Genomic DNA, 12,674 nt, shown 5'->3' on the forward strand with positions numbered 1-12,674 from the left:
GACATTGAAATTGTCACAGAATGAGTTTTGTTTCAAAAGAAACTTCAATAATGCTTGTTTGATTACGAATGTAATTAATTCAGCTATTAATTTTTGATATAAAAATAACTAAATGATAAGAACTAATAGCCAAATGTTTATTTAATCTACGGCAAAAATTATTCCGTTACTTGTTCCTACTAATTTACTTTTGCTAATTGTTTGATAATTAGGCGGTTGTGAGATAATTTAATTTTTAGATGAAAAACCTGTAAGATATATTCCGTCCGACAACGTACAAAGTATGTCCGAAAACGGACAGTTTAAAATAAATAATATTTTGTAAGTATCTGATAATGAATGCTTTGTGTTTTTGGCATAGCTTTGGAATGTTGTAGATGTAAATACTTTTAAAGATATACAAATAAGTATTTTTCGAGAATTTAGTATTTTAATAAAATTTAATAGTTGCAAGAACAATAAGCTTTAAGAACTAAAAGCCTAAATTAAAACAATGGACAGACAGATACAGAAAAAGTTTTGGAATACACAACGTATAGCAATGATTAGCGGAGGTGCGTTATTAACCATCTTTTTGGTGTGGCAATTCGCCTTTGCTGATAAACGTTCAAAACTCAATGTTGAAAAAGATAAACTTACGGTATCGACAGTTACCCAAGGTGATTTCGATGAATTTATTGTAGTAACTGGCGTTGTCTTGCCATTGAAAACCATTCGTTTGGATGCCATCGTAGGAGGTTATGTAAAAGAAAAAGTAGTTGATGGTGGAAATATGGTGAAACAAGGACAAGTAATTTTGAAGCTTGAAAATCAAAATTTAAAACTTAGTTTCTTGCAATCAGAAACAGAGGCGAGCCGATTGGTAAATGACCTCCAAAATACACGTCAACGATTGAAAGTTGAAAAGTTTACGATTCGCCAAACAATTAATGACCTCGATTATCAAATTGACCAAGCAAAAGACTTATACGATAGAAATAAAAAGCTCAATAATGATAAAGTAATTGCGGAGTCAGAATTCTTGAAGTCGAAACGTGACTATGAAAAATTAATGAAACAACGTGAAATCACGTTCGAGTCCTCAAAATATCAAGAAGAAAATGCCACAATGCAAATAAAGCAATTGGAAGGAACGCTTGAAAGAACGCAAAAAAATGTTCAATTATGGCGTGAAACGCTCGAAAACTTAGTAGTGAAAGCTCCAGTTGGCGGTTTACTTTCAAGCATTGATGTAGAAGTGGGCTCAAATATTAATCAAGGGCAAAATATCGGACAAATTGATGATTTGAATGGTTTTAAGATGCGTGTGGATATTGATGAGCATTATATTTCAAGAATTTTTGCTGGCCTAGGAGGTTCTTTTGAGTTCAATGGAAAAGATTATGCTCTAGAAATTACGAAAATTTATCCAGAAGTTCGCAATGGCCGTTTTCAAGTAGATATGATTTTTTCTAAGGGTGTTCCAGAAGGAATCAAACGTGGACAATCATCACCCATTCGTTTAGAATTAGGCAAAGCAACCAAAGCAATACTTTTACCAGTAGGAGGTTTCTTCTCAGATACTGGCGGAAACTGGGTGTATGTTTTAGATAAATCGGGCAAAAAAGCATCTAAACGTAAGATTACATTAGGCCGTAAAAATCCAGAATATTTTGAAGTTTTGGAAGGCTTACAAGTAGGCGAACAGGTAATTACAAGTTCATACGAAAACTTTGGAGAAAACGAAGTTTTGAGCTTCTAGCGTACGACTATTGGCAAATTTACAGTTAAGTTTAAATAATTTGAAACAAAAATAAGGCAAAAAGCAAAGAGGTATATCGCCCCAAGCTAATAGCCAAAAGCTAATAAAATGATAAAAACTACCAACCTTCAGAAAGTATTTACAACTGAGGAAGTTGAAACAACTGCCCTCAACGGAATTTCGATTGAAATAAAAGATGGTGAATTTGTAGCCATTATGGGGCCATCTGGCTGTGGTAAGTCAACATTACTAAATATCTTGGGCTTGCTTGATAATCCATCGGGTGGAAGCTATGATTTTTATGGCAATGAAGTAGCTACTATGTCGGAGCGTCAGCGTGCTTCGCTTCGTAAAGGGTCTATCGGATTCGTATTTCAAAGTTTCAATTTGATTGATGAATTAACAGTTTACGAAAACGTTGAACTTCCATTGTTATATTTAAAGACTCCTGCTGACGAACGTAAGCAAAAAGTAGAAACCGCTCTCGAGCGTATGAACATGATGCACCGACGAAACCATTTTCCACAACAACTTTCGGGTGGTCAGCAGCAGCGTGTAGCCATCGCTCGTGCGGTAGTAGCCAAGCCAAAAATGATTTTAGCCGATGAGCCTACTGGTAATTTAGATTCATCAAATGGCGAAGAAGTAATGAAGCTTTTGCAAGAACTTAACAATGAGGGCACAACGATAGTAATGGTTACGCACTCACCTTATGATGCAGGTTTCTCGCACCGCGTTATCAATTTGTTTGATGGAAAAGTAGTTACCGAAAACTTCCATGTATAGAATAGCTTTAGGCTATTAGCTTTTAGCTATTGATTTGAGTTTACTTCAACTAATTTATAACTGCTCTTTAGCTAGTTTGCTAAAAGCTAATTGCCATTGACTAAATATGTTATTTAATTATATAAAAATTGCATTTCGAAACCTCATTCGAAACAAAGTATATAGCTTCATCAATATTGTTGGTTTGGCTATGGGTATATCGGCATTTTTATTTATTCTAGAATACATTAGCCTTGAGAAAAGTGTGAATAAATTTCATGCGAACCTACCCAACATCTATCGTTTGCTTAATCAGAATCCTCAGGGGGTAACTTGGGCCGATATGGAGCCGGGTTGGGCTCTGAAAGCAAAAGAGAGTTTTCCGGAGGTAAAAGATTTCTGCCGTTTTGAGCAAGGTGTAACCAAAGGAGTAGTAAAACGTGCCAATAGCAGAAGCGAACCATTTAGAGAAGCGGGTATTGGTTTTGCTGAAGGAAATTTCTTTGAGTTCTTTAGTTTTCCTCTATTAGAAGGTAATGCGAAATCATTGGCGAAGCCCAATGTAGTTTTTATTTCTGAATCAAGTGCGAAGAAATATTTTGGAAAGGAAAACCCTATGGGGCAAATACTCATACTTGATAATCAGTTCGGTAACGCATCTTATACGGTTGAAGGTGTATTTGCTGATATGCTTGATAACTCAGATATTCGATATGATATGGTGTTTTCGCTCGAAACACTTAAAAATCCAGCCAATCTGAAGGATAATAGTTGGGCGAGATTGGATAATTTAGATTCCCAGTACATTAGTACGTACTTTCTACTTAATGAGGGCGTAAATGTGAAAAATTTTGAGAAGAAACTCACAAATCTTCGCCAAAAATTAGGTAAAGAAAATGATGGAGTGATTTTTAGATTACAAGCCTTAGCGAATATTCATTTAGGAGAATCTTTTTCCGATACCCTCCGAACAACAGGTAATATTAAATATGTGTATATGTTAGGCGGAATTGCCTTTCTGATACTTATTATTGCTTGGTTTAATTACATCAATATTTCAACAGCTAATTCATTAAAACGTGCCAACGAGATTGGGGTAAGAAAAGTAATAGGGGCTAAACAGTCTGATTTACTCAAACAATTTTTGGCAGAATCATTACTTACAAACCTCTTAGGTTTTGGGGTATCGCTTTTATTGGTTATTATTCTACAGCCAGTATTTAATGATTTAATTGAAAAAAAGCTTTCATTTACGACTCTTCAATTTTCAAAAGATTGGATGATAGGTGTTGGACTATTGGCTTTGGGTTCAATTGGTTCGGGTGTACTAACTGCTTATTTTCTATCTTCGTTTAGCCCAGTAGAAACACTGAAAGGAAAATTTAATAAGTATTCGAAAGGGGTATTACTTCGTAAATCATTGGTTGTTTCACAGTTTGCAATTTCAATCATCTTGATTTTAGCAACTTGTATAATTTATCGACAACTGCAATTCATGCAGCAAAAAGATTTAGGTATGAATGTTAGTCAACTCTTGGTGATAAGAGGTGCAGAAGTTGGTAAAGATAGTACTTATAAAACTCGTAAAGACGCATTTATTAATACTATTTCGCAGCAAAGCTATGTAAAAGATTATGCACTTTCGGGTAGCGTGCCGAGTAGTTGGTATAATTTCATGACTACTGGTCTTACTCAACCTAATTCGAAGCAAGGAGATGAACAAAAGACCTATGCTTTTGCAATTATCGGTGATAGATATTTACAAACCTATGGAATAAAATTAAAAGTGGGCAGAAATTTCACGCACGATGAATGTGATGTTGAATGGAATCAGAATAGTAAAGTGATGTTGAATGAAAGTGCAGTTGAGGCTTTAGGTTTCAAGACTCCAGAAGAGGCTATTCGAACAAAAATTCAATGGGATGAGCGTGTGCTTGAAGTAATAGGTGTAGTAAAAGATTATAATCACATGGGTGTTCAGCGAGCAATTGACCCAGTGATATTCTATCCACAAAATAGTAGTTCATACTTTACGCTTAAGCTTTCTTCTAACGAAATTCAATCAAAAGTAGCAAGTTTAGAGAAAATCTATAAGACTTATTTTGAGGGAAATCCGTACGAATACTTCTTTGTGGATGATAATTTTAATCGACAATACCTTTCTGAAGAGCAATATACTAAAATCTTTACAACTGCCTCGGTTTGGGCAATTATCATCGCTTGCTTAGGTCTTTTTGGCTTAGCCACTTTCACCGCTGAAAGCAGAACTAAAGAAATTGGCGTGCGAAAGGTTTTAGGGGCTTCGGTGGTGAGTATCATTACGCTTTTATCAAAAGATTTCCTTAAGTTGGTGTTTATTGCTATTGTGGTAGCCAGCCCTATAGCATACTATTTTATGAATCAATGGCTGCAAGACTTTGCTTATAAGGCTGAAATCTCATGGTGGCTGTTTGCCATTGGAGGGGGCGTTGCCGTAATCATTGCTTTATTTACGGTGAGTTTTCAAGCCATTAAGGCCGCCCTGCTGAATCCTGTAAAATCACTCAAGACGGAATAAACTTCCGTAGAGACAAGCCATAGCCTATCTACACATTAAAAAATACAAAATTATGATACGCAATTACTTTAAAACAGCTTGGAGAAATCTCCTCAAAAATAAAACCTTTAGCTCTATTAATATTATTGGGTTGGCAGTGAGTATGTCGGTATGTTTATTAATACTTTCAATCATTGCTGAGCAAAAGAGTTATGACCAATTCCATCAAAATAAAGACCGAATCTATCGTATTTTATCTACTAGAAAGAATAATAGTCAGATGAAGGATATGGCTTCATCGGCGTTACCGTTGGGTGAAGAATTACGCAAGAATTATACAGGGGTAGACGCATCGGCAAGCTTAGTAAGAAACATTGGAGGAGATATTTTTTATAATGATAAAATAGCTTCAGGTGGTGGATATTTTACAGATGGTAATTTATTTAAAATATTAGATTTTAAGCTGGCTGCTGGTGATGCTGCAACTGCTTTGGAAAATCCTCGCTCATTAGTCATTAGCGAAGAGCTTGCCTCCCAACTGTTTTATAATGAGAATCCGATTGGGAAAATCGTTAATTTCAAAAATACCGATTTGAGTCCAACAGGGATAGACAACGGAAACAGAGAAACAGAATATGGACTTTTTACGATTACAGGTGTTTTGAAACCCGTTGAAGGTAAAACACATCTTCCATTCAAAATATTGGCTTCACTTAGCACGCTTAATGCACTTGCTAAAGATTCGATAGTAAATTATAAGATGAATGACTGGGGTAATATTTGGTCAAATTATACCTATGTATTGATGCAAAAAGGGAAAAGTGAGGCCGATTTACAACAAATTTTAAATAAGGTATCCGATAAATATTTCCCAAAGGGCGAAACAAATCAATATGCGTTTAAGGCTCAATCTATTACCGAAATTACTCCAGGTAGTGCTATTGGAAATGAAACGCACATTTCAATACCCAAAATAGTCTTAGTGATTCTAGGCGTATTATGTTTAATAGTAATGTTATCGGCCTGTTTAAATTACACTAATCTTTCGGTGGCAAGGTCATTGACTCGAGCTAAAGAGGTGGGGGTAAGAAAAGTTTCAGGGGCCACTCGTAATCAAATATTTGGACAGTTTATTGCTGAATCTGTATTAATATCATTGGTTTCATTGGTTTTTTCTATTGTTATTTTGTTTGTTCTTCAATCACTTTTCGCAAACTTGGTTGTTAACAAATACCTAAACATTACATTTTCTCAGAATATTTCTCTTTACTTAATATTTATTGCCTTTAGTATTTTAGTAGGTGTTGTAGCGGGTATTTTACCATCTATTTATATTTCGGCTTTCAACCCAATTCAGATTTTAAAAAACTTTAGTGGTGTAAAAATCTTCAAGCGTCTTACAATCCGTAAAGCCTTGCTAGTCGTACAATTTTCGGTTTCATTGATTTTTATTATTTCAACAACATTAATCTACCTTCAAACAGACCGAATTTTCAATTTTGATTATGGTTTTAATAAAGAAAATGTAGTAAACGTAAATCTCTATAAACAAGAAAACTATAAGCGATTTGCCCAAGCTATTGCTACAAATAAAGATGTTGTATCTGTTTCGGCTTGTATGTTTTTGCCAGCTACTGGTATGCAAAATGGCACAATTATAAAGAAATCTGATAGTCCGAAAGATAGTTTACAAGTTAATTTTATTGATATAGATGCTAAGTGCGTAGATGTATGGGGATTGAAACTTGTGGCGGGTAAAAACCTACCTGAGATTCCAAGTACTAATGGCGAAAAATATACACTTATCAATGAGAAAATGGTGAGTAATTTTAAGTTAGGAACTCCTAAGCAGGCAATCGGCCAACGTATTTTGGTAGATGGCAATAACTTAGAAATTGTGGGTGTTGTAAAAGACTTTCAGTACCTCGATGTTATGCGTGCTATCGAGCCTCTGATGCTCCGTAATCGTCAATCAGAATTTAATTTCGCAACTATCAGAATCAACGGAAATAACCAAACAGAAACGCTTAAATTCCTTGAAGCTACTTGGAAAAAGGTAAATCCAATGACAAGGTTTGAATATGAGTTTTTCGACCAAGAATTATTACTAATTCATACAATGTTTAGCAATATAGCCAATGTATTAGGTTTCATCGCATTCTTGGCTGTTTTCATTTCTTGCTTGGGTTTGCTTGGTATGGCCGCCTACACCGCCGAAACTCGTCGTAAAGAAATGGGCATCAGAAAAGTTTTAGGCTCAGGTGTGTTTCAGATAATTATGTTGTTATCAAAAAGCTATATGATTTTGCTTGGAGTTGCCGTGTTTATTGCTACCCCATTGGCTTATTTTATTAATACTTTATGGCTTGATTTCTTTGTCTCAAGGGTTTCAATAAGTCCTGCCGTAATAGGCTTTAGTATATTTATTTTATTGCTGATAAGTATTTTAACGGTAATTTCTCAGTCTTGGCGAGCAGCTAGGGTAAACCCAGTAGAGTCATTGAAAACGGAATAATATCTTGGTAATTATTACAAATACATCAGTTTCCCAGTAAACAATCAAAAAACCATGATACGCAATTATTTAAAAATCGCTTGGAGAAATATTTTGAAGAATAAGTTATATAGCTTTATCAATATTTTTGGTCTAGCTATTGGTCTTACCTGTTTTTTGTTGATAACACTTTATGTTGTTGATGAACTTAGTTATGACCGTCAGTTTAAAGATGCAGAGCGAATTTATCGTATCAATTCTGATATTAAGTTTGGAGGAGCTGAGCAACGAATGGCAGTGAGTTCTGACCCATTTGGGGCAATACTAAAAAAAGATTATGCGGAGGTTGAGCAGTATGTTCGCCTTTATGCCAATAATAGTCGTAGATTTATCAAAAAAGGTAATGAATTTTTGGTTGAAAATAATTGCTTGCACGCAGATTCTACACTTTTAGATGTTTTTCCTTTGAATATCATAGAAGGTGATTCGAGAAGGATTTTGACTGAACCTAACACGCTTGTTATTAGTCAAACCGCTGCTAAAAAATATTTTGGAAATGCTTCAGCTTTGGGTAAAACATTGACAATAGGAATCAATAACCCTATTGAATATAAAATTACAGCGGTTTATGAAGATATGCCTTCTAATATCCATTTTCAGACTGATATGTTTTTCCCATTCAAGAATATCAATGATTATAAATTTGATAATTTCTTGAATCATAATTTTTATACTTATATAAAACTTCGAAAAGGAGTTGATTATAAGGAGTTTGAAAAGAAATTTGATGTAGTGATTGATAAGTATATTTTACCACAAGCAAAGGTGTTCATGGATATTAATAGCATGGAAGACTTCAAAAAAGGTGGTAATTATTTGAAATATTCACTTACGCCGCTGTTGGATATTCACTTAAAATCTGACCGAATTTACGAGCTAAGTCCCAACGGCGATATTCAATATGTGTATATTTTTTCAGTAGTAGCCTTGTTTTTATTACTGATTGCGTGTATAAACTTTATGAATTTAAGTACGGCTCGTTCGGCCAATCGTGCCAAAGAAGTAGGAATTCGTAAGGTAATGGGTACCCAACGAAATAGTCTTATTATACAATTTATGTCAGAGTCTGTACTTACTAGCTATTTAGCTTTTATGATTGCTCTTACAATTGCTATTTTGTTGATTCCCTACTTTAATGATATTGCAGGAAAACAATTTACTATTCAGTCGCTTTTTCAGGTACAATATCTACCGTTTTTAATTCTTTTACCTATGGCTGTTGGAGTTTTGGCGGGCTATTATCCTTCGTTTTTCTTGTCATCTTTCCGTCCTATCGAGGTATTGAAAAGTAAACTTAATGCCAATTACCGTCGTTCAAACTTTCGAAATACTTTAGTTACATTTCAATTTGTCACCTCGTTGGTTTTGGTTATTTCAACCTTTATCATTTATCGTCAACTCAATTATATTCAAAATAAAAACTTGGGTTTCTCGAAAGACCAAATTTTAGTGGTCACGGGCACTTCTTCCTTACGAGATAATAATCATGTATTTAAAGAAGAAGTAAAGAAAATGGCGGGTGTAAAAAATGCCACTTTTGCTGGTTTTTTACCAGTAGCTAACTCATCTAGAACCGATAATACTTTTTCTAAGGAAGCTCTATTTAATACCCAAAATAGCTTCAATATGCAAGCATGGGAAATTGATGAAGATTATATTCCTACCCTTGACATGAAAGTTTTACAAGGAAGGAATTTTTCAAAAGTATTTAGCACAGATTCTTCGGCCGTTATCATCAACGAAAAGGCCGCAAAAATGATTGGATACGATAACCCAATCGGTAAAAAACTTTATATCAATAATGGTAATATTAATGATGTGAAGGCTTTGACAATTATTGGCGTAGTCAAGAATTTTCATTATGAGTCGATGCGAGAATCGGTTGGTCCGCTATGTTTTCGCTATGGAAAAAGTGCTTGGGTAACGGCCTTCAAAATTAACACTGATGAGCCACAAACCCTTGTGAAACAAATCGAAGCAAAATGGAAGACTTTCGCCCCCGAAATACCATTTAATTATCACTTTATGAACGAATCATTTGATGAAATGTATCGAGCCGAACAAAGAATCGGTACTATCGCAATGGTTTTTTCTTTACTTACTGTCTTTATAGCTTGTTTGGGTTTGTTTGGTTTAATTACTTACATTGCCGAACAGCGTACAAAAGAAATTGGTGTAAGAAAAGTACTCGGAGCAAGTGTTTGGAGTATAGTTCAACTGCTATCGAAAGACTTTCTGAAATTGGTTTGTTTAGCCTTTTTAATAGCCTCTCCGCTGGCCTATTATGCTATGAATATTTGGTTGAAAAGCTTTGCTTTTAGAACAGAAATTTCGATTTGGATATTTTTAGGGGCAGGAGTCGTTACTATTTTAATTGCAATCTTTACTGTTAGCCTCCAATCAATGAAAGCGGCCTTGATGAATCCCATAAAATCATTGAAAAGTGAATAAGGACGTGCATGTCCAAAGACGTACAATAGTGTCCATTTTCGGACACTATTATATTTTATTTTCTTTATAAATTACTGATAGTAAGTGTTTTGAAAATTTGGCATGTAGTTGGATTGAATAAAATAAATTATGAAAAAGCTATGTTAAAAAACTACTTCAAAGTTGCAGTTCGAAACCTACTCAAAAACAAAGCATTGTTTGGTATCAATGTTTTGGGTCTAGCAATTGGTTTAGCTACATTCCTAACAATAAGTCTTTTTGTGTTAGATGAGTGGAGCTATGATACATTCAATTCCGAGAATATTGCTAGGATTGTTTTGCAAGCCAAAATGGGTGAAGAAAAAATCAATGAAGCAGCTGTTATGGCTCCTGTAGCAGCTACGCTCAAACAGGCTATTCCTGAAATAAAAGAAACCACTCGAATTCATAAAATTACTGATGCAGCTAAAGTGAAATTAGCTCAAAAAACTATTCGAAACGGGAAATTATTTTTTGCTGATGAAACATTTTTTGATGTTTTCTCCATAAAAATGATTCAAGGTAATCCTAAAACTGCCTTGAAAGAACCTTATTCGATTGTACTGACACAAGAGCAAGCCAAGCTTTATTTTGGCGATACAGACCCCCTGAATAAAACAATTACTATCGAGGGTATTGGCATTTATGGACTCAATGGTTTTAATAATTTTTCTGGGCAATATACGGTAAGTGGCATTATTGAAAAAATTCCAGCAAATGCACATTTTCATTTTGATTTACTTGGTTCGATGGCTACGAATTCGGCAGCTAATTCGCCTAGTTGGCTTGCAGGTCAATATTATACTTATTTGAGCCTAAAAGGAAATAGTGATTTGAAGCAAATCGAAAGCAAAATCAAATCAGTGACAGACAAATATTTTAGTGCTGACCTCAAGGCACAAATGGGTATGAATTTAAGTGAATTTGAAGCAAAAGGTAATAAAGTAAATTTGGTCTTACAACCCATTAAGGATATCCATCTTTACTCTAATCTTAGCGGAGAATTTGAAGCAGGAGGTAGTTATAAAACTGTACTTATATTCAGTACTGTTGCTCTCTTTATGCTTTTAATTGCTTGCATTAATTTCATAAATCTAAGTACTGCTTCGGCTTCAAAACGCCTCAAGGAAATTGGTATGCGTAAAGTACTGGGTTCAGCCCAACAACAATTAATCATACAGTTTTTAGTTGAGTCGTTTTTAGCTACTTTTTTTGCACTTCTACTCGGACTCGGAATTTTCTATTTCACACTTCCTTTATTTAATCAGTTAAGTGGAAAAGCATTTTATATATGGCAATTATTATCGTTGCAAAATCTTGCTTTATTGGTGGGTCTTGTCTTTGCTATAAGCTTATTGGCTGGTGGATATCCAGCATTCTTTATGTCTTCGTTTAATCCTTTAGGGGCTTTAAAAAGTCGATTTACATCAGGTAGAAGCAAAGGGGTTAGAAGTACTTTGGTAGTTTTTCAGTTTGGCATTTCAGCCATTCTAATTATTGGGACAATCGTAGTGAACCAGCAAATGGATTATATCCAGAAAAAAGACATTGGTTATGACCGTAATTCACTTATTGTTATACGTGATGCAGGTTTTTTAGGAAATAAGCTTAGTGTTTTTAGAGACGAACTAAAAAAAGACCCACGAGTAAAGAATATTACCACATCGGCATATGTACCTGCGGGTCCGACCGATGATAATATGAATTCATTTTTAAAATCAGATGACCCTACACAACACATTCGTATGAGAATTTATAGTGTAGATGAGGCTTATGTGCCCACTTTGGGAATGAAAATCAATTTTGGACGAAATCTTTCTGATGCGTTAGACCAAAAATCAAATAATGTTTTAATCAACGAAACGGCAATAAAGGCTCTGGGATTACCTAAAAATCCAGTAGGTGAAATAATCAAATTAGATGATAACTCTACCAAAACAGTCATAGGTGTTGTCAAAGATTTTCATGCACGCTCTTTGCGTGAGCCAATCGAGCCACTTATCATGCAATATGGGCCATATTATGGTCTAATTTTAAAAGCCGAAAACAAAGATATGGCTAGCTTATTGGCTAAAATGGAAAGTATTTGGAAGAGTTTTGGTACGGGCGAAACCTTTAGATATGCTTTTTTAGATGAACTATACAATGAAACTTATCTGAAAGAAGCCAATATGTTAATTATTCTGCGGGCTTTTGCAATTCTTACCATTTTTATTGCGTGTTTAGGTTTGTTCGGGCTAATTACCTACACTACTCAACAGCGTACAAAAGAAATTGGGATTCGTAAAACATTAGGAGCCACAGTTCTACAAATTGTGATTTTATTAGCCAAAGATTTTATAAAGTTAGTAGGTTTCTCATTGTTGATAGCTTTTCCGTTGGGCTATTATTTAATGAATAATTGGCTACAAGATTTTGAATATAGGGTTGGAATTAGTACTTGGGTTTTTGTACTATCAGGACTGATGACCTTAGCAATAGCTTTTTTAACAATTGCCTTTCGAAGTATAGAGGCGGCGTTGATGAATCCTGTAAAATCATTGAAAACAGAATAAATCCACGTAGAGACAAAGCATGCCTTGTCTCTACAATCGAAATATAAAATCACA

Annotated in this window: 6 protein-coding genes; all 6 read left to right on the plus strand. The window is 34.7% G+C overall.

Features of this window, described 5'->3' with window-relative positions; translation table 11 throughout:
- Positions 1 to 493: 493 nt before the first annotated feature.
- The 6 genes from EMTOL_RS11225 (at position 494) to EMTOL_RS11250 (ending at position 12,620) form a co-directional block, all read left to right on the plus strand.
- Positions 494 to 1,741 carry an efflux RND transporter periplasmic adaptor subunit gene (locus EMTOL_RS11225; protein WP_015029405.1) on the plus strand — a complete coding sequence of 416 codons (1,248 nt, stop codon included), beginning with the start codon at positions 494 to 496 and terminating at the stop codon, positions 1,739 to 1,741.
- Between the two features lie 108 nt (positions 1,742 to 1,849).
- On the plus strand, positions 1,850 to 2,527 hold the full coding sequence (locus EMTOL_RS11230; protein WP_015029406.1) for an ABC transporter ATP-binding protein: 678 nt from the start codon (positions 1,850 to 1,852) through the stop codon (positions 2,525 to 2,527).
- Positions 2,528 to 2,633: 106 nt separating this feature from the next.
- Positions 2,634 to 5,063, plus strand: a complete 2,430-nt coding sequence (locus EMTOL_RS11235; protein WP_015029407.1) for an ABC transporter permease — start codon at positions 2,634 to 2,636, stop codon at positions 5,061 to 5,063.
- Positions 5,064 to 5,115: 52 nt separating this feature from the next.
- Positions 5,116 to 7,557: an ABC transporter permease gene (locus tag EMTOL_RS11240; RefSeq protein WP_015029408.1), complete on the plus strand. Its 2,442-nt coding sequence runs from the start codon at positions 5,116 to 5,118 to the stop codon at positions 7,555 to 7,557.
- A 54-nt stretch (positions 7,558 to 7,611) separates the two neighbouring features.
- Complete coding sequence (locus EMTOL_RS11245; protein WP_015029409.1) at positions 7,612 to 10,047, plus strand: ABC transporter permease; 2,436 nt, start codon at positions 7,612 to 7,614, stop codon at positions 10,045 to 10,047.
- A gap of 140 nt (positions 10,048 to 10,187) precedes the next feature.
- A complete protein-coding gene (locus EMTOL_RS11250) occupies positions 10,188 to 12,620 on the plus strand; it encodes an ABC transporter permease (protein WP_015029410.1) in 2,433 nt (810 codons plus the stop codon).
- Positions 12,621 to 12,674 lie beyond the last annotated feature (54 nt).

The organism is Emticicia oligotrophica DSM 17448 (genome assembly GCF_000263195.1).
Lineage (GTDB): Bacteria > Bacteroidota > Bacteroidia > Cytophagales > Spirosomataceae > Emticicia > Emticicia oligotrophica.

Bases quoted from the DNA above. Each gene is read 5' to 3' on its own strand.
- EMTOL_RS11225 (WP_015029405.1), top strand. From the start codon at position 494: ATGGACAGACAGATACAGAAAAAGTTTTGGAATACACAACGTATAGCA.
- EMTOL_RS11230 (WP_015029406.1), top strand. From the start codon at position 1,850: ATGATAAAAACTACCAACCTTCAGAAAGTATTTACAACTGAGGAAGTT.
- EMTOL_RS11235 (WP_015029407.1), top strand. From the start codon at position 2,634: ATGTTATTTAATTATATAAAAATTGCATTTCGAAACCTCATTCGAAAC.
- EMTOL_RS11240 (WP_015029408.1), top strand. From the start codon at position 5,116: ATGATACGCAATTACTTTAAAACAGCTTGGAGAAATCTCCTCAAAAAT.
- EMTOL_RS11245 (WP_015029409.1), top strand. From the start codon at position 7,612: ATGATACGCAATTATTTAAAAATCGCTTGGAGAAATATTTTGAAGAAT.
- EMTOL_RS11250 (WP_015029410.1), top strand. From the start codon at position 10,188: ATGTTAAAAAACTACTTCAAAGTTGCAGTTCGAAACCTACTCAAAAAC.